Here is an 18393-nt window from a genome sequence, read left to right on the forward strand (position 1 = left end):
AGTGAATAAGTGTGAGCTACTTCAAATTTGTCGGATTAAATAGATCCACCCGGTGACAAGGTGAAACCTAAATCTAACATTTTAGGGGTAACTGCCTCACCACGAATGCGCGCCAGCAGGCGTTCTGCACCAATGCGGCCCATGCGTTCACGCGGGGTCAGGACGCTTGCCAGACGCGGCTCCATCACCTGGCCAATGTCGTGGCCGTGGAAGCCGGCAATCGCCATATCATCCGGGATTTTTAAACCCAGACGCTGACACTCAAACGCGGCGCCGACCGCAAGGTCATCGTTGGTACAGAAAATACCGTCCAGTTGCGGATACTCGCGTCGCGCCTGACGCATCAGCTCAATACCCGACGTATAAGAGGAAGATTGCTCCACCATCACGCTGTACGGGGTTAAACCGGCGTCGAGCATCGCCTGCTCGTATCCCTTCTGTTTGATGATAGTACGTTCATCCAGACGCGCACCCAGATAGGCCACATGGCGATGACCGCGGGCGATGATCGCCGCCGTCATCTGACGCGCCGCTTCAAAGTTATCGAACCCCACGGCGATGTCGAGGCACGGCGACTGGCTGTCCATCAGCTCCACCACCGGAATGCCTGCCACTTCAATCATTTTCAGCGTGCGCGGGGTGTGAGTACGTTCCGTTAAAATCAGGCCGTCGATGTTCCAGGAAAGCATCGATTCAAGACGTTCCTCTTCCAGTTCCGGCTTGTACCCATAGTGGGCGAGCATGGTCTGATAACCAAAGGCATCGGTCACGCTTTCGATGCCACGCAGCACTTCAGCGAAAACCTGGTTGGTTAAGGAAGGAAGCAGGACGCCCACCGCACGGCTGGTCGCATTAGAGAGAATATCGGGCGCGCGGTTGGGGATATAACCCAGTTCATCAAGGGCGGCGGCAATCTTGCCACGCAACGCCACGGAAACCTGCTCCGGGTTACGTAAAAAACGGCTGACCGTCATTTTGGTCACACCGACGCGATCGGCGACATCCTGAAGTACGGGGCGTTTCTTTTTCATCGTCCTGAGAAATCTTGAAGTGAGAGATTTGCTCAGTTTATCACGGACAAAGCTCAACCTTCCCCGTTTAAAGGGAAGGTTGAGAAATTATTTAGACCGGCGGCAGATCAAACAGCAGAATTTCACTTTCGCTGTCGGCATGCACGGAGAGCGCCTGCTCATCCCAGACTGCCAGGCCATCGGCGGTGGTGGCTTTGGTGCCGTTGATGGACACCTCGCCTTTCACCACCTGGATCCAGACGCGGCGGTTGGCGGCGATCTGGTGCACAGACTGTTCATCTTTCGCCAGCGCCCAGCGGTACAGCTCCATATCCTGATGCACTTTCAGGGAACCTTCACGCGCATCCGGGGAGAGCACCAGCTGTTTACCCTGTTTCGCATCGAAGCGGCGCTGTTCGTAGCGTGGCGTGATGCCGGTCTCTTCTGGAATGATCCAGATTTGATACAGGTGCAGTTTTTCCGTTTTGCTCGGGTTGTACTCAGAGTGACGCACCCCGGTCCCCGCGCTCATAATCTGGAACTCGCCCGCCGGAACCTGCTCTTTATTGCCCATGCTGTCCTGGTGCTCAACCGCCCCTTCCAGCACATAGGTCAGGATTTCCATGTCCTTGTGCGGGTGGGTACCGAAGCCCTGGCCTGCATCAATCACGTCGTCGTTAATGACGCGCAGCGCGGAGAAGCCCATGAAGTTCGGGTCGTAGTAGTCGGCAAACGAGAATGAATGCCATGAGTCCAGCCAGCCATGATTCGCGTGACCACGTTCGTTTGCTTTGCGTAAGTAGATCATTGTTTTCACCCTCAGTTCGTTTCGATGGAGTAAGTGTGGACGCAAACGCTCAGGGATCATAGAGGGTGAAAATTGACTCCTCTGTTCAAAAATTTAGAACAAGCGCAAAGGAGCCATTTTTGCTTATCTGGCGAGGGTTACCGTGGCAGGGGAAGCCTGTTCGAAGGCCCGTTCAAGGATTTCCAGGTTCGTCAGAACGTCAGATTCATTGACGTAATTCGGCGTGCCGCTGGAGAGGGTTTCATACAGCGCATCGTAGACGCGTCCATAATCGCCCGTTTCCGGCTTCAGCTCTTCCCTGACCGTCAGGCCCTCGTCGTTCACGTACTCCAGCACGCCCACGGAATCATCTGCCGCAAAGCCCGGTTCGCCCGGCATGATGTTGGCCTTCAGGCTGGTCTCCTGCTGGTCGATGCCGTACTTGATAAATGAGCCTTTCTTGCCGTGAACGATAAATTTCGGGTAGTCGATTTTCACCAGATGACTGGTTTTGACGATGGCTTTCAGGTCGCCGTAGAACAGTTGTGCTTCGAAGGTATCGTCCGGATTGGCCTTATTGCGCAGGCTGCGGATGTCGTACGCCACGTGGTCCGGGCGGCCAAACAGGGAGATGATCTGGTCCATGGTGTGTACGCCCAGACCGTAGAACGAACCGTCCTGCGGCAGGCCGGGTTTGGTTTCTGCCACAGGGCGGTAGTAATCGAAGTGGCTTTCGATTTCAACGATCTCGCCGAGCTTGCCGCTTTCGATTGCCTTTTTTGCCGTCAGGAAGCAGCTGTCAAAGCGACGGTTCTGGTACGGCGTGACGGTCAGCCCTTTGCTTTTCGCCAGCGCAAAGAGTTCCTTCGCTTCGACGATGGTCGGGGTGAACGGTTTTTCCACCAGCACGTTTTTACCCGCTTCCAGCGCGCGTTTCGCGTAGTCAAAGTGGCTGTCGGCGTGGGTACAGACCACCACCAGCTTCACCTGCGGATCATTTAACACTTCATCAAGATCGCTGGTGAAATGAATATGGGAATACTGCGGAGACTGCTCTTCTGGCTTCGCGCGGCGGCGATAGATATGGGCCACGTGCCAGGTCTCTTTTCGGTTAAGAACATACGGAAGGTGGTAACGCGTGGTGCTTTTGCCAAATCCAATAAATGCACAATGTAGTGTCATGGCTCAGTCCTTTTGGAAGGTTACTGAGTCTAACCATAACAAAAAAAAAGCCAGCGAGAAGCTGGCTAAAGTAATACTGGAAGCAATGTGAGCAATGTCGTGCTTTCAGGTTCCCGTAGGAGGTCTTCCTGAATGCAGAGCAATAATAATCATTCTCATTCGCACTTGTCCAACACTTTTTGCAAAAAATAGCGATTGACTCAACTTTTAAAGTCACTGATGTTGGAAGGGACTTTTAACTGACTGAGGAACAAGGAATGAGTGAGATAGTGATACGCCACGCTGAACCGAAAGATTACGACGCCATTCGTCAGATCCACGCCCAGCCGGAGGTGTACCACAACACGCTACAGGTTCCTCATCCCTCAGAGCAGATGTGGCATGACCGGCTAACCGATCAGCCCGGTATCAAGCAGCTTGTCGCCTGTATTGATGATACCGTCGCCGGGCATCTGTGCATTGCCGTAGCCCAGCGTCCGCGCCGCAGCCACGTTGCCGATTTTGGAATTTGTGTGGGTGCGCAGTGGCAAAACCGGGGCGTCGCCAGCGCGCTGATACGCACCATGATTGATATGTGCGACAACTGGCTGCGCGTCGACCGCATCGAGTTAACGGTGTTTGTCGATAACGCACCGGCAATCGCGGTGTACAAAAAGCACGGGTTTGAGATTGAAGGCACCGGCAGGCGCTACGCCCTGCGCAACGGCGAGTACGTGGACGCGTATTATATGGCGCGGATGAAGTAACCCCTCACCCCGACCCTCTCCCCGAAGGGGCGAGGGAGAAAAGACCGCACCGTGCAATCCCCTCTCCCCTATGGGGAGAGGGTTAGGGTGAGGGGAGCCCTCAATACCCCGCCGTTAAATCATCCACCGACCGCGGATCCGACGCGCCAAACAGTGCCCCGTCCGGCCCGACCATAATGCTCTGGGTGCTGCCCATCGCCTCCTTCACCGCCACCTTCTGCCCGCGCTGCTCAAGCAGCTTGAGGGTATCCGGGCTAAAGCCCTTCTCCACGCGCAACTCGTCCGGCAGCCACTGGTGATGGAAACGCGGCGCATTGGTCGCTTCGGCGACGTTCATCCCAAAGTCGATGCTGTTCACTACCATTTGCAGCACGGTGGTGATAATCCGGCTCCCGCCCGGGCTGCCGGTCACCAGCCAGGTTTTGCCGTCTTTCACCACGATGGTGGGCGACATGGACGACAGCGGGCGCTTCTTCGGCCCGACCGCATTTGCATCGCCGCCGACCAGCCCGTAGACGTTCGGCACGCCCGGCTTGGCCGAGAAGTCATCCATCTCGTTGTTCAGCAAAATACCGCTGTTGCCCGCCACAATCCCGGTGCCGAAGGTGGTGTTGAGCGTGTATGTCACCGCCACCGCGTTTCCGTCTTTGTCCACGACCGAGAAGTGGGTGGTCTGGTTACTTTCATACGGCGCCAGCTTGCCCGGGCGGATCTCGCTGGACGGTTTAGCCTTGTTGATGTCGATCTCATCGGCAATCGATTTGGCATAGGCTTTGTTGGTCAGCGCCTGCCACGGCACCTTCACGAAATCCGGATCGCCAAGGTATTCCGAGCGGTCCGCGTAGGCGCGCTTTTCCGCCTCCGCCATCACCTGCATGGCATCGGCACTACCGAAGCCGAACTTGTGCATATCGAAGTTTTCCAGAATATTGAGGATCTGCACAATGTGAATGCCCCCGGAGGACGGCGGCGGCATGGAGAAGACCTCGTAGCCGCGATAGGTGCCGCTAATCGGCTCGCGCTCCACCGCCTTATATTCCGCCAGATCCGCTTTGGTGATCAGCCCGCCGTTCTTCTGCATCTCATCGGCAATCTGATCGGCAATCGGCCCCTTATAGAAGGCGTCCGGACCGTTTTCGGCAATCAGTTCGAGACTTTTTGCGAGGTTCTTCTGCACCAGCTTATCGCCCTTTTTCAGCGGCTCGCCGTCTTTCCAGAAGATAGCCTTGCTGTTTTCATGATTGGGAATAACTTCGCTGCCGTAGGTTTTGAGGTCGTCCGCCAGCGCGTCGTTGACGACGAAGCCGTCGCGCGCCAGCCTGATGGCAGGCTGTACCACTTTATTCAGCGGCAGCGTGCCGTATTTTTCCAGCGCCAGCGAGAACCCCGCAACGGTGCCCGGCGTGCCGGAGGCAAGGTGCGAGGTCAGGGATTTTTTACTGTCCGGATTGCCCTGATCGTCGAGGAACATATCGCGGGAGGCCTGATTCGGTGCCATCTCACGAAAGTCGATGGCCGTAGTTTTACCGTCTTTCGTGCGCAGCATCATAAACCCGCCGCCGCCCAGGTTCCCCGCCTGTGGATGCGTTACCGCCAGTGCGTACCCGACCGCGACCGCCGCATCCACCGCGTTACCGCCCTGTTTAAGAATATCGACGCCCACCTGAGTTGCCAGCGCGTCAACCGAGGCCACCATGCCGTGCGTCGCCCACACGGGATGAAAAACATCCTCCTCCACGCCGTAAGAGACCGGAGGAGCGGCGGGCGGGTTGGCCGCCACGGTAAATGTGCCGCCTGCCATAAGCGCAGCGATGGCGACCCAGCGCAAAAAGGTTTGTTTCATCATTATTGTTCTCCAGGTGAAGGGGCCTATATTCCCCGCTTAAGCCTGGTTCACAACTCTTAAAAAATCATCGTTATGCCGGAATCAGGATAAACTTAAGAGAAGCCTCAAAGGAGGAGATAACCATGAAACGATTACCGATCCTGATCGCGCTGCTTCCGTTCGCCGCGCTCGCACAGCCGATAAACACGCTGAACAACCCGAACCAGCAGGGCTATGTCATTCCGAGCCAGCAGCGTATGCAGACGGAGATGATGAGCCAGCAACAGCAGCAGAAAGGGATGCTTAATCAGCAGTTAAAGACGCAGACCCAGGTGCAGCAGCAGCACCTGCAAAACCAGATGAACGCTAATACCCAGCGCGTGCAGCAGGGCCAGATGCGCGAGCAGCCGCTGTCAAACTCAAACGGTGGGATGTTAGGGGGCGGGGTGTCGCAAAGCAGCGGTCAGCAGCATATGCTGCCGACCCAGCAGAACGGCAGTATGCTTAATAAATAAAGTTCGGCCCGATCTGGTCAATCGCATCGGTACAGATGCTGTCCACGCCCCAGCGCAGCAGCTCGGCTGCACGCTGGGGTTTGTTGACGGTGTAGACCAGGATATGCAGACCAGCCTCTTTCAATAGCGTCACGCGCGCTTCATCCAGCAGCTTATGGTTGAGGTGGATCGACACGCAACCTAAGCGGGCAGTCAGCGCGCGCCAGTCTTCTCGCCACTCATCCAGCAGCAGCCCGCGCGGCAGCTCTGGTACGGCCGCCTGTGCCGCTTCCAGCGCGTCGATGTCAAATGACGACAGCAGCGGTACCGTCATCCCTTCCCACAGCTCACGCGCGGCCAGCGCGATGACTTTGCCCGTCAGCGGCCCGGTGCCGGTGGTCGGTTTGATTTCGATGTTGGCCATCATGCCGTGCTGTCGGCAGCGGTCCGCCACTTCCGCCAGTAGCGGCAATGGCTCGCCTTTGAATTCGCCGCTGAACCAGCTTCCGGCGTCCACCTTCAGCAGATCGCGCCACGGCAGTTCGCCCGCCACGCCCCAGCCGTTGCTGGTGCGTTCAAGGTTGTCGTCATGCAGCAGGAAAATTTCGCCGTCCTTCGACAGCTTGGCGTCGAACTCGATCATCGTGTGGCCGTAGCGCGCGCCAGCGTCAATTGCCGCCAGGGTGTTTTCCGGCGCCAGTTTACCGCCGCCACGGTGGGCGACAATGTGGGGGTAAGGCCAGTTGCTCATACTCGTTGTCCTGTTTCACCGTCAAATAAGTGCAGGTGATTTTCCGGCATATGCAGCCACAGCGTGCTGCCTGCCTTCGGGCGCTCCTGATGCGGCAGGCGCACCACCAGCTTTTGTTCGCCCCAGCGTCCGTGCGCCAGGTTGTCTGCGCCCAGCATCTCCAGCGTGTCCATCACCAGCGGCACGCCGCCGTCCGCCTGAGACGTCAAACCAATATGCTCCGGGCGGATACCGAGCGTCATCTTACGCCCGGCGTAGCCACGATAGTACCAGTTGATCGGCAACGCCATCCCGCTTTCCAGCTCAAAATGGGTTCCTGCAGCATTGATCCGCCCGTCCAGCAGGTTCATCGCCGGGCTGCCGATAAAACTCGCCACAAAACGGCTGGCCGGTTTTTCGTAGACTTCCACCGGGGTGCCAATCTGCTCGGCGATGCCTTTGTTCATCACCATCACGCGCTGGGCGAGAGTCATGGCCTCTACCTGATCGTGGGTCACGTAGAGGGACGTGGTTTTCAGGCGGCGATGCAGCTGCTGTAGCTCAAGGCGCATCTGCACGCGCAGCTTGGCGTCGAGGTTTGACAGCGGTTCGTCGAACAGAAAGACCGCCGGATCGCGCACGATGGCGCGCCCCATCGCCACGCGCTGACGCTGGCCGCCCGAAAGCTCACGCGGGCGACGCTTGAGCAGGCCGTCAAGCTCCAGAATGCGCGCGGCTTCTTTCACGCGCTCCTCGATATGGCCTTTGCCCATGCCGCGAATTTTCAGCCCCCAGGCCATGTTCTCTTCCACGCTCATGTGCGGATAGAGGGCGTAGTTCTGGAACACCATCGCGATGCCGCGATCTTTGGGTTCCATCTCGGTAACGCGCTGGCGGTCAATCCAGATATCCCCGGACGTCACGCGTTCCAGCCCCGCCACCATGCGCAGCAGCGTGGATTTCCCACAGCCGGACGGACCGACCATGACGATAAATTCCCCGTCCGCCACGTCGAGCGTCAGCGGCTGAATGACCTGGGTTTTGCCGTCCCAGCTTTTGGTTACTGCCTGTAATTTTAAACCTGCCATCTTATTTCTCACTGTCCACTAAACCACGCACAAACGCACGCTGCATGGCTAAAACGATAACGACCGGGGGGATAAGGGTGAGCAGCATCGCCGCCATTACCTGGTTCCAGAGGGTGGTGCCTTCGCCGGTGGCGATCATGCCTTTGATGCCTGCCACGGCGGTGCCGAGGTTGACGTCCTGAACGATCAGCAGCGGCCACAGGTACTGGTTCCAGCCGTAGATAAAGGTGATCACAAACAGCGCCGCAAGGTTGGTTTTCGACAGCGGCAGCACGATGTCGCGGAAGAAGCGCATCGGCGAGGCGCCGTCAATACGCGCGGCTTCAATCAGCTCATCCGGCAGGGTCATAAAGAACTGGCGGAACAGGAAGGTGGCGGTCGCCGAAGCCATCAGCGGCAGGGTTAAGCCCGCGTAGCTGTCGAGCATCTTCAGGTTGGCGATCACCTCCACCGTCGGGAAGATACGCACCTCCACAGGCAGCATCAGAGTGATGAAAATCATCCAGAAAAACAGGTTACGCAGCGGAAAGCGGAACCAGACGATGGCAAACGCCGAGAGCATCGACACCGTGATTTTGCCGACGGTGATGCCGAACGCCATGATGAAACTGTTGAGCATCATCAGCCAGAACGGCGCGCTGTTGGCCCCCACGCCCTGGGTCCAGATAGTTTTCATGTTCTCGAAAAGATGCCCGCCGGGGACGAGCGTCATCGGCGTGTCGAACACCGCTTTGGTGTCCAGCGTGGCGGCGACGAAGGCCACGTACAGTGGAAACAGGATGACGAGGATGCCCAGGATCAGCAGGGTATGGCTGAAAATCGTCAGCCCGCGACGGTTCTCAATCATTGGTAGCGCACCTTACTTTCGACATAGCGGAACTGCACCACCGTGAGGATGATGACGAGGAACATCAGCACCACGGACTGGGCGGCAGAGGCAGAGAGATCAAGCCCGGCAAAGCCTTCGCGGTAAATTTTATAAATCAGCGTGGTCGTCGCCTGTACCGGACCGCCCGCAGTGGCGGCGTCGATCACCGGGAAGGTGTCGAAGAAGGCGTACACCAGGTTTACCACCAGCAGGAAGAAACTCACCGGGGCGATCAGCGGCAGCGACAGCCGGAAGAAGCGGCGCACTGGCCCTGCGCCGTCAATCGCGGCGGCCTCCACCAGCGAACGCGGGATAGACTGTAGCGCGGCGAAGAAAAACAGGAAGTTATAGCTGATCTGCTTCCACACCGAGGCGAACACCACCAGGAACATGGCCTGACCGCTGTTCTGGGCGTGGTTCCAGTCATAGCCAAACTCGCCCAGGAAGTGGGTAATCAGCCCGCGCCCCGGGTTAAACAGGAAGATCCACAGCACGGCGGCCACGGCGGGAGCCACAGCGTAAGGCAGCAGCATCAGGGTCTGATACAGACGGCTGCCGCGCACTACGTAATCCACCAGCGCGGCGAAGAACAGCGACGCGACGAGACCGCTCACGGTGACCAGCGCGCTGAATTTGATCGTCGTCCAGAAGGAGTCCAGGTAGTAGCTGTCATGGAACAGCGCGGTAAAGTTGTCCAGCCCGACAAACTGGCTGGAAAGCCCGAACGGATCGACGCTTTGTACCGAGTACCACAGCGCTTCGCCCGCAGGCCAGATAAAGAAGATAACGGTGATGACCAGCTGCGGCGCGACCAGCAGGTACGGCAGCCAGCGGGAACGGAACACCGGACGGGATGATGACATAGGTTAGCTCAAGTAGGTTTTCGCCCCTCACCCCGGCCCTCTCCCCATAGGGGCGAGGGAGAAAAGACGGCTCCGTGCAGTCCCCTCTCCCCTATGGGGAGAGGGTTAGGGTGAGGGGTAAGGTTTTAATTACGATTTCGTCGACTGCTCAAAGCGGCGTAACAGTTGGTTGCCGCGCTCTACCGCTGAATCCAGCGCCTGCTGTGGCGTTTTCTTCCCGGTCCAGACGCTTTCCAGCTCTTCATCAACGATGGTGCGGATCTGCGGCATGTTGCCCAGACGCAGGCCTTTGGTGAACGGCAACGGCGGCTTGTTCAGCATCTGACGCGTCGCGATGTCCGCGCCCGGGTTCTTGCTGTAGAAGCCCTGCTCCCGGGTCAGGTCGTACGCGGCTTTGGTGATCGGCAGGTAGCCGGTCTTCTGGTGCCACTCGGCGGCGTTTTCCGGCTTCGCCAGGAAGTCGAGGAACTCGGCCACGCCTTTGTAGGTGCCGTTGTCTTTACCCTGCATCACCCACAGGCTCGCCCCGCCGATGATGGCGTTCTGCGGCGCGCCTTTTACATCAGCGTCGTACGGCATCATGCCCACGCCGTAGTTGAATTTGGCGTAGTGACGGATGTCCGCCAGCGAACCGGAAGACGCGGTAGTAATGGCGCAGTCACCGTTGTAGAACTTCTCGGTGGATTCGTCTTTGCGCCCGAAATAGCTGAAGTCACCCTTCTTGTTCAGATCGGCCAGCAGCGCGATGTGCTTCACCTGCTCCGGCTTGTTAAATTCCAGAACCGCGGCGGTGCCATCGAAGCCGTTGTTTTTGGTGGCAACCGGCAGGCCGTGCCAGGCGCTGAAGTTTTCAATCTGGATCCAGCCCTGCCAGCCGCTGGCGTAGCCGCACTTCATCCCCGCCGCTTTCAGCTTCGCGGTGTACTCCGCCAGATCCTGCCAGGTTTTTGGCGGCTGTTCCGGATCTAAACCGGCTTTTTTGAAGGCATCTTTGTTGTAGTACAGCACCGGCGTGGAGCTGTTAAACGGTTGGGACAGCAGGTGGCCGGTTTTGGAATCGGTGTAGTAACCGGAGACGGTCGGCACAAACTGGGATTCGTCAAAGTTGATGCCCGCGTCTTTGAACACTTCATAGACCGGCTTGATGGCTTTGGAGGCCATCATGGTCGCGGTGCCGACTTCATAAACCTGTAACAGGGCTGGCGCATTGCCGGTACGGAAGGCGGCGATGCCCGCGCTCAGGCTCTGCTCGTAGTTGCCTTTGTACACCGGCACAATTTTGTAATCCGGGTGGGTGTCGTTGAAACGTTGCGCCAGGGAGTCAACCTCTTTACCCAACTCCCCTTCCATAGAATGCCAGAACGGAATGGTGGTCACAGCCATTGCGTTCGCCGCAAAAGCCAGACCGATTGCCAGACCCAAAGCGGTGTGTCGTAACGATGTCATTGTCATCTCTCTTATTATGCCGGATGCGCGATATCACGCGTTTTGTGCTCGCGAGGTAACATGACATGCTCGAATGACAGAAAAATAACTGTTTGTTTACAGATAGGTGACAGCCAGGCGTCAGAGGGATGATGGTTGTGTGAAGGGGTTAATATGAAAAAAAGCCGGGTGGCGGCTTCGCCTTACCCGGCCTACATGGTATCCGTAGGCCCGGTAAGCGCAGCGCCACCGGGCGATACAGACGGCTTAGCCGCCCAAATACGCGCTCCGCACCGCTTCGTTCGCCAGCAGCGCATCGCCGGTATCGGAGAGCACCACGCGGCCGTTCTCCAGCACGTAGCCACGGTCAGCGAGCTTCAGCGCCTGGTTGGCGTTCTGCTCGACGAGGAAGATGGTCATCCCCTCTTTGCGCAGCTGCTCGATGGTGTCGAAAATCTGCTGAATGATGATAGGCGCCAGACCGAGCGACGGTTCATCCAGCAGCAGCAGACGCGGCTGGCTCATCAGCGCGCGGCCAATCGCCAGCATCTGTTGCTCCCCGCCGGACATGGTGCCCGCGCGCTGAATTCGCCGCTCCCACAGGCGCGGGAAGAGTTCGTATACCCATTTGATGCGGGTCTGGTATTCATCCCGGTGGGCGAAGAAACCGCCCATCGCCAGGTTCTCTTCGACCGTCATGCGCGAGAACACGCGACGCCCTTCCGGGACGATCGCTACCGCTTCACGCATAATTTTAGCCGTCTGCCAGTCGGTAATATCTTTGCCGTCAAACACAATCCGCCCGCAGGTGGCGCGCGGATCGCCGCACAGGGTGCCGAGCAGCGTGGTTTTCCCCGCGCCGTTGGCGCCAATCAGGGTGACGATCTCGCCCTGATTGATATGCAGGCTGACGTCGTGCAGCGCCTGGATCTTGCCGTAGTGCGCATTGACCTTGTCGAACGTTAACATCGCTTTTTCCATCTTATGCCTCACCAAGGTATGCGCGGATCACGTCCGGGTTGCTGCGGATCTCTTCCGGCGTGCCGTTCGCCAGCGGCGTGCCCTGGTTAACCACGTAGATACGGTCCGAAATGCCCATCACTAGCTTCATGTCATGCTCAATCAGCAGGATGGTGGTGTCGTGATGATCGCGAAGCTCGGCAATCAGCTCGTCCAGCTCTTTGGTCTCTTTCGGGTTAAGGCCCGCCGCCGGTTCGTCGAGCATCAGGATCTCCGGCTGGGTCACCATGCAGCGCACGATCTCAAGGCGACGCTGGTCACCGTAGGCGAGGTTGCTCGCCTGACGGTTGGCGTGCTGGAGCAGGCCGATACGGTCGAGCCAGGTGGCGGCGCGATCGAGCGCCTCCTCCTGCGCGCGGCGGAAGGCCGGGGTTTTCAGCAGGCCGGAAAAGAGGCCGGTTTTGAGCTGCTGATGTTGCGCCACCAGCAGGTTCTCAATCACCGTCATCTCCCGGAACAGACGCACGTGCTGGAAGGTACGCACCACGCCCATGCGGGCAATCTGCTGGCCCGGTAGCCCTTCGAGGTGCTGGTCGCGCAGCATGATGGTGCCACCTGTCGGCTTGTAAAAACCGGTCAGGCAGTTGAATACTGTGGTTTTCCCTGCGCCGTTCGGGCCAATCAGGGAGACAATCTCTTTCTTATGCAGATCCAGATTCACGTTGTTGACCGCCAGCAGGCCACCAAAACGCATCATCAGACCGTTAACGGATAATAATGGCTGACTCATGCCTGCTCTCCTTTCGCTTCCGCGCTCTTAAGCTTCAGCTGTGGACGCGTCATCGGCAGCAAGCCCTGCGGACGCCAGATCATCATCAGCACCATCAAGCCACCCAGCATCAGCATGCTGTATTCGTTAAAGTCGCGCATCAGCTCGCGCGAGACCACCAGCAGGATGGCCGCGAGGATCACGGCGAACTGGGAACCCATCCCGCCGAGCACCACAATCGCCAGCACGAAGGCCGATTCGGCAAAGGTGAACGATTCCGGGCTGACGAAGCCCTGACGCGCGGCAAACAGCGTTCCGGCGAAACCGGCAAACGCGGCGCTGATGGTAAACGCGGTCAGCTTGATACGGGTCGGATTCAGGCCCAGGGAACGGCACGCGATCTCATCCTCACGCAGCGCTTCCCATGCGCGGCCCAGCGGCATGCGCAGCAGACGGTTGATCACAAACAGGGTAATCACCACCAGCAGCAGCGCCACCAGGTAGAGCCAGATCACGCGGTCGGACGGGTCGTATTTGATGCCAAAGAAGTTGCTGAAGGTATCCCAGCCGCCTTCGCGGGCGGTACGGCTGAACTCCAGGCCGAAGAAGGTCGGTTTCGGGATCTGGCTGATGCCGTTCGGACCGCCGGTCACTTCGGTATTGTTGAGCAGCAGGATACGGACGATTTCGCCGAAGCCTAAGGTCACAATAGCCAGGTAGTCACCGCGCAGGCGCAGCACCGGGAAGCCGAGCAGGAAGCCCGCGGCGGCAGAGACCAGCCCCGCCAGCGGCAAACAGGTCCAGAAGCCGAGGCCGTAATAATGGTTCAGCAGCGCGAAGGTGTAGGCACCGATGGCGTAGAACCCGCCGTAGCCCAGCACCAGCAGGCCAGACAGCCCCACCACCACGTTCAGACCTAGCCCCAGAATCACGTAGATCATGGTCAGGGTGGCAATATCCACCGTCCCGCGCGATACCATAAACGGCCACGCCACGGCAGCCACCAGCAGCGCCACAAGGAACAGCTTCTGCTTCACGGTTGTACCGTCGATCGCCGGCAGGACGAATTTCGGCCCGGAGACGTTCTTCAGCGTCTTCTGGAACAGCGGACGCAGCAGCTGGAACAGGAACACCACGCCAGTACCGATAAACACCCACTGCCAGCGGATATCGGGGGCGGTATCCACCACCAGCTTCGTGCCGTCCAGCCCTAACTGGACGCCCATAAAGACGCCCGCCAGGACGAAGAACATGGCGGCAGAAAGCAGCGCCATCGCAAAATGCATCGGTTTCATACTTTCTCTACCTCCGGACGGCCCAGAATACCGGTAGGCATCACCAGCAGAACCAGAATCAGCAGGGCAAACGAGACCACATCTTTATATTCGGTGCTCAGGTACGCCGAGGAGAGCGCTTCGGCCACGCCCAAAATCAGGCCGCCAATCATCGCGCCCGGAATGCTGCCGATACCGCCCAGTACCGCGGCGGTGAAGGCTTTCATCCCGGCCATAAAGCCGATGTACGGGTTGATTACGCCGTAGAACTGGCCGAGCAACACGCCCGCCACCGCCGCCATCGCTGCACCGATCACGAAGGTCAGGGCAATCACGCGGTCGGTGTTGATCCCGAGCAAGCTCGCCATCTTCAGGTCTTCCGCGCAGGCGCGGCAGGCGCGTCCCATGCGGGAGTAGCGGATGAAAACGGTCAGGGCCAGCATCGCCAGGAAGGTCACAATCCAGATAACCAGCTGCATGGTGGTGACAGAGGCAGAGAAGTTTTCGCTGGCCCCCACAATCCACTGGCCGTTAAACAGGCTTGGCAGCGCCACGTCACGCGAACCTTCTGTCAGGCTGACGTAGTTTTGCAGGAAGATGGACATACCGATGGCGGAGATCAGCGCAATAAGGCGCTTGGAGCTGCGCACCGGCCGGTAGGCCACCCGTTCGATGCTCCAGCCGTAGGCGCTGGCAATCACAATCGCGCCGACAAACCCGGCGGCCACCAGCAACCAGCTGCTGTCGATGCCCATCATCATCAACGCGGCGATGATCATAAAGGAGACGTAGCTACCGATCATGTACACCTCGCCGTGGGCGAAGTTGATCATGCCGATAATGCCGTAAACCATCGTGTAGCCGATGGCGATCAGCGCGTAGGTGCTTCCCAGCGTGACGCCGTTAAACATCTGCTGCAAAAAGTAGAGAAACTGCTCGGACATAAGAAAACCTTTTTATACCCGCCCGGTAAACCGGGCGGTGGGATTATTATCTGGCGACCGAGGACGAACCGTCGGCGTGCCACTTAAAGACACCAAATTCAAATCCCTTCAGATCGCCTTTCTCATCCCAGTTCAGCGGCCCAATCACGGTGTTCGCCCCGTGTGCTTTTAAATCTTTCACCAGATCCAGCGGCTCTTTGCTGCCGGTGCGATCCATGGCCGTGGCCAGCGACTGCACGGCCGCGTAGGTGATCCAGACGTATGGGCCACTCGGATCTTTCTTCTGTGCCTTGAGCGCATCCACGATAGCTTTATTCGCCGGATCCTGGTCATAGCGTTTTGGCATCGTCACCAGCATGCCTTCGGCAGAATCGCCCGCGATGTTCGACAGGGAGGCATTACCGACGCCCTCAGGCCCCATAAACTGGGTTTTCAGACCGGTGGCGCGCGCCTGGCGCAACATCTGCCCCATTTCCGGGTAGTAGCCGCCGTAGTAAACGAAGTCGATATTCTCTTTTTGCAGGCGGGCGATCAGCGCGGAGAAGTCTTTCTCACCGGCGGTAATGCCGTCGAAGAAGACGATATTCGCCCCGCCTTTTTTCAGGCCGTCCTGTACGGAGCGCGCCAGGCCTTCACCGTACTGCTGTTTGTCATGAATGATGGCAATGCGCTGTGGCTTAACGGTTTCGAGGATGTATTTGGCGGCGGTTGGCCCCTGCGAGGAGTCCAGACCGGCGGTACGCATAATGTGCTGGTAACCGCGCTGGGTCAGTTCCGGGTTGGTGGCGCCCGGGGTGATCATCAGGATGCCTTCGTCTTCGTAGATATCAGACGCAGGCTGCGTGGAGGAGGAACACAGGTGCCCGATGACGTACTGGATACCGTCGTTAACGATTTTGTTAGCGACCGCGACGGCCTGTTTTGGATCGCAGGCGTCGTCATACTCCACGCCCACCAGCTTGTCGCCTTTGATGCCGCCTTTAGCATTGATATCTTTGATGGCCTGACGCGCGCCGTTGAACTCCATATCGCCCCACTGGGCAACGGGGCCGGACATCGCACCCACTACCGCAACTTTAATGTCGTCTGCCATAGCGGCATGCGAGATCGACAGTGCGACCATCCCCGCGATTAACGTCTTCGCGTTCCTTTTCATCTCAGAATCCCCATTCGTGAAGTGATGTATATATTTTGTTTTATTATGGTTAAAAAGCATTCTGTACTTTTAATGAACAACGCTATTTTTACCAGTGCCTTTAATGGTTTAGCGCAGGTTTTTAACAAAAACCAGACTAATATCTCTATTTTTCAGGCGATTAAGCAAAGATAATATTCTGAAATCAGACGGAGATAAACAAATAAAAGCGCAGTTTGCAGCATAAAATAACGGTACAAAGCGCCGAATAAATCACTACCATTCAGGTTAAAATTCTGCTTATTTTTCGATCCATGTGTTTTCAAACTGCCCATCGCGTTGCCAAAAAACTAATCACCTGGTAAATGGGAAGGAAAAGAGAAAGTGCCTGAGCAATTAAATTGAGTACACTGGCCGTACTCTTTTTGATTTGGACAAGCAGCTAATGAAACTGACTATCGTGCGTCTGGTGACCTTTAGCGACCAGGATCATATCGACCTGGGCAAGATCTGGCCGGAATATTCTTCTTCATCGCTGGCCGTCGATGAGAACCACCGCATCTATGCCGCGCGCTTTAACGAGCGCCTGCTGGCCGCCGTCCGCGTAACGCTGAGCGGCACGGAAGGGGCGCTGGACTCCCTGCGCGTGCGCGACGTGACCCGTCGTCGCGGGGTCGGGCAGTATTTGATTGAAGAGGTGATCCGCGAAAACCCGAGCGTGACCTCCTGGTGGATGGCCGACGTGGGCGTGGAGGATCGCGGCGTAATGGCGGCGTTTATGCAGGCGTTAGGGTTTACGGCGCAGGCGAACGGGTGGGAGAAGCGCTAAAAGAAAGCCGGGTGGCGGCTGCGCCTTACCCGGCCTACATTCATTATCTGCCGCATTTTCCCAGGCTGATTGTAGGCCCGGTAAGCGAAGCGCCACCGGGCAAAAGCGGGGCTCTGCGGCCTGATGCCCTCACCCCGGCCCTCTCCCACGGGGAGAGGGAGAAAACATTAAAAAAGGCAACTTACGTTGCCTTTTTGCTTTTATTTTGCGTCTGTCGCCGTGCCGTTGGCATGCCAGTCAAACACGCCGAACTCGAAGCCCTTCAGGTCACCCTTCTCATCCCAGGACAGCGGCCCCATCACGGTTTCCACCGAGTTCGCTTTCAGCCAGGTGGCAATCTCCGCCGGATCGGCTGACTGGTTCAGGCCCGCTTGCAGAGACTGCAACGCTGCGTAAGTGGTCCAGACGAACGCACCGCTTGGATCCTGTTTCTTCGCCTTGATGGCATCTACAACAGGTTTGTTCGCAGGCACCTGGTCGTAGTTTTTCGGTTTGGTCACCAGCAGCCCTTCAGCAGACTCACCCGCGATGTTAGACAGGGAAACGTTCGCCACGCCTTCTGGCCCCATGAACTGTGTCTTCAGACCCGCCGCACGCGCCTGACGCAGGATCTGCCCCATTTCCGGGTGGTAGCCGCCGTAATAAACGAAGTCGATATTCTCTTTCTTCAGACGCGCTACCAGAGTCGAGAAGTCTTTCTCACCGGCGGTGATACCGTCAAAGAACACCACGTTGGCATTCGCTTTTTTCAGGTTATCCTGCACCGCACGGGCCAGGCCTTCGCCGTACTGCTGTTTGTCATGAACAATCGCGATGCGCTGCGGCTTCACTTTTTCCACGATGTATTTCGCGGCGGTTGGCCCCTGATCCGAGTCCAGACCGGTGGTACGCAGGATCAGCTTATAGCCGCGCGCGGTCAGCTCTGGTGCCGTCGCAGCCGGCGTGATCATCAGAATGCCTTCGTCTTCGTAGATGTCAGACGCGGGCTGGGTGGAAGAGGAGCACAGGTGACCGATAACGTATTTGATCCCGTCATTTACCACTTTGTTCGCCACCGCGACCGCCTGTTTCGGGTCACAGGCATCGTCATATTTTACGATTTGCAGCTTTTCGCCCTTGATGCCGCCCTTAGCATTAATGTCTGCAACCGCCTGTTCCGCGCCCGTAAATTCCTGGTCGCCGTACTGTGCTACCGGACCGGACATCGCGCCCACCACGGCCACTTTAATATCGGCCTGCGCCATAGTGCTGAATGCCAACGCGATACATCCTGCCAGTAACGCTTTACCCTTCATGTTCATCCTGAGATTCCCCATTATTATGGTTATAACGATTGTTGTGATGTTGTTGTGTAGCGCTTTATTTCAATTATAGGCGTGCTGTTCGCGCTTTTTCAGCATACTCTGCTAAAACATACCCCATTTTTATGATTTTGGAATAGCTAATTTGAAATGAAAATATGAT

The 18393-nt window shown here is 57.6% G+C and carries 18 protein-coding genes; 3 read left to right on the forward strand and 15 right to left on the reverse strand.

Going from position 1 to position 18393, the window contains the following annotated elements:
• Nucleotides 1-35 precede the first annotated feature (35 nt).
• From gntR to ACQG1K_RS20865, 3 genes are all read right to left on the reverse strand, one after another.
• Nucleotides 36-1031 carry a gluconate operon transcriptional repressor GntR gene (gntR, locus tag ACQG1K_RS20855; protein ID WP_003861567.1) on the reverse strand — a complete coding sequence of 332 codons (996 nt, stop codon included), beginning with the start codon at nucleotides 1029-1031 and terminating at the stop codon, nucleotides 36-38.
• 91 nt (nucleotides 1032-1122) lie between these two features.
• A complete protein-coding gene (locus ACQG1K_RS20860) occupies nucleotides 1123-1818 on the reverse strand; it encodes a pirin family protein (protein WP_003861565.1) in 696 nt (231 codons plus the stop codon).
• 123 nt (nucleotides 1819-1941) lie between these two features.
• Entirely contained in the window at nucleotides 1942-2979 is a 1038-nt protein-coding gene (locus ACQG1K_RS20865) for an oxidoreductase (protein WP_367075842.1), read from the reverse strand.
• 257 nt (nucleotides 2980-3236) lie between these two features.
• Between ACQG1K_RS20865 and yhhY the strand changes: the two genes are divergently transcribed.
• Complete coding sequence (gene yhhY, locus ACQG1K_RS20870) at nucleotides 3237-3725, forward strand: N-acetyltransferase (RefSeq protein WP_023298796.1); 489 nt, start codon at nucleotides 3237-3239, stop codon at nucleotides 3723-3725.
• Between the two features lie 100 nt (nucleotides 3726-3825).
• On the opposite strand, the gene ggt is transcribed toward yhhY, so the two are convergent.
• Nucleotides 3826-5571, reverse strand: coding sequence for a gamma-glutamyltransferase (gene ggt / locus ACQG1K_RS20875; RefSeq protein ID WP_367075840.1), 1746 nt, complete (start codon nucleotides 5569-5571; stop codon nucleotides 3826-3828).
• A gap of 122 nt (nucleotides 5572-5693) precedes the next feature.
• On the opposite strand from ggt, the gene ACQG1K_RS20880 reads away from it, so the two are divergent.
• Entirely contained in the window at nucleotides 5694-6065 is a 372-nt protein-coding gene (locus tag ACQG1K_RS20880) for a DUF2756 family protein (protein ID WP_023298798.1), read from the forward strand.
• On the opposite strand, the gene ugpQ is transcribed toward ACQG1K_RS20880, so the two are convergent.
• From ugpQ to livK, 10 genes are all read right to left on the reverse strand, one after another.
• Nucleotides 6055-6795 (reverse strand): glycerophosphodiester phosphodiesterase, encoded by a 741-nt coding sequence (gene ugpQ, locus ACQG1K_RS20885; protein ID WP_038416862.1) that lies wholly within the window; start codon nucleotides 6793-6795, stop codon nucleotides 6055-6057. The genes ACQG1K_RS20880 and ugpQ overlap by 11 nt on opposite strands.
• On the reverse strand, nucleotides 6792-7862 hold the full coding sequence (locus ACQG1K_RS20890; protein ID WP_022649656.1) for a sn-glycerol-3-phosphate import ATP-binding protein UgpC: 1071 nt from the start codon (nucleotides 7860-7862) through the stop codon (nucleotides 6792-6794). Before ACQG1K_RS20890 ends, ugpQ begins: the two co-directional genes overlap by 4 nt.
• A 1-nt stretch (nucleotide 7863) precedes the next feature.
• On the reverse strand, nucleotides 7864-8709 hold the full coding sequence (ugpE, locus tag ACQG1K_RS20895; protein WP_023298800.1) for a sn-glycerol-3-phosphate ABC transporter permease UgpE: 846 nt from the start codon (nucleotides 8707-8709) through the stop codon (nucleotides 7864-7866).
• A complete protein-coding gene (gene ugpA / locus ACQG1K_RS20900) occupies nucleotides 8706-9593 on the reverse strand; it encodes a sn-glycerol-3-phosphate ABC transporter permease UgpA (protein WP_003861551.1) in 888 nt (295 codons plus the stop codon). Before ugpA ends, ugpE begins: the two co-directional genes overlap by 4 nt.
• Before the next feature lie 129 nt (nucleotides 9594-9722).
• A complete protein-coding gene (gene ugpB, locus ACQG1K_RS20905) occupies nucleotides 9723-11039 on the reverse strand; it encodes a sn-glycerol-3-phosphate ABC transporter substrate-binding protein UgpB (RefSeq protein ID WP_367075838.1) in 1317 nt (438 codons plus the stop codon).
• Nucleotides 11040-11285: 246 nt separating this feature from the next.
• Complete coding sequence (gene livF, locus ACQG1K_RS20910) at nucleotides 11286-11999, reverse strand: high-affinity branched-chain amino acid ABC transporter ATP-binding protein LivF (RefSeq protein WP_367075836.1); 714 nt, start codon at nucleotides 11997-11999, stop codon at nucleotides 11286-11288.
• A gap of 1 nt (nucleotide 12000) precedes the next feature.
• Nucleotides 12001-12768, reverse strand: a complete 768-nt coding sequence (livG, locus tag ACQG1K_RS20915) for a high-affinity branched-chain amino acid ABC transporter ATP-binding protein LivG (protein ID WP_022649661.1) — start codon at nucleotides 12766-12768, stop codon at nucleotides 12001-12003.
• On the reverse strand, nucleotides 12765-14042 hold the full coding sequence (locus ACQG1K_RS20920) for a high-affinity branched-chain amino acid ABC transporter permease LivM (RefSeq protein WP_006812275.1): 1278 nt from the start codon (nucleotides 14040-14042) through the stop codon (nucleotides 12765-12767). Before ACQG1K_RS20920 ends, livG begins: the two co-directional genes overlap by 4 nt.
• Nucleotides 14039-14965: a high-affinity branched-chain amino acid ABC transporter permease LivH gene (livH, locus tag ACQG1K_RS20925; RefSeq protein WP_022649662.1), complete on the reverse strand. Its 927-nt coding sequence runs from the start codon at nucleotides 14963-14965 to the stop codon at nucleotides 14039-14041. Before livH ends, ACQG1K_RS20920 begins: the two co-directional genes overlap by 4 nt.
• A 46-nt stretch (nucleotides 14966-15011) precedes the next feature.
• Entirely contained in the window at nucleotides 15012-16121 is a 1110-nt protein-coding gene (gene livK, locus ACQG1K_RS20930) for a high-affinity branched-chain amino acid ABC transporter substrate-binding protein LivK (RefSeq protein ID WP_023307130.1), read from the reverse strand.
• A gap of 424 nt (nucleotides 16122-16545) precedes the next feature.
• Between livK and panM the strand changes: the two genes are divergently transcribed.
• Entirely contained in the window at nucleotides 16546-16929 is a 384-nt protein-coding gene (gene panM, locus ACQG1K_RS20935) for an aspartate 1-decarboxylase autocleavage activator PanM (protein ID WP_022649664.1), read from the forward strand.
• A gap of 200 nt (nucleotides 16930-17129) precedes the next feature.
• Here the strand turns inward: panM and livJ are convergent, their stop codons facing one another.
• Complete coding sequence (livJ, locus tag ACQG1K_RS20940) at nucleotides 17130-18230, reverse strand: branched chain amino acid ABC transporter substrate-binding protein LivJ (RefSeq protein ID WP_015571474.1); 1101 nt, start codon at nucleotides 18228-18230, stop codon at nucleotides 17130-17132.
• Nucleotides 18231-18393: the final 163 nt, after the last annotated feature.

It is taken from the genome of Enterobacter cloacae complex sp. 402C9 (assembly GCF_050030745.1).
Taxonomy (GTDB): Bacteria; Pseudomonadota; Gammaproteobacteria; order Enterobacterales; family Enterobacteriaceae; genus Enterobacter; species Enterobacter intestinihominis.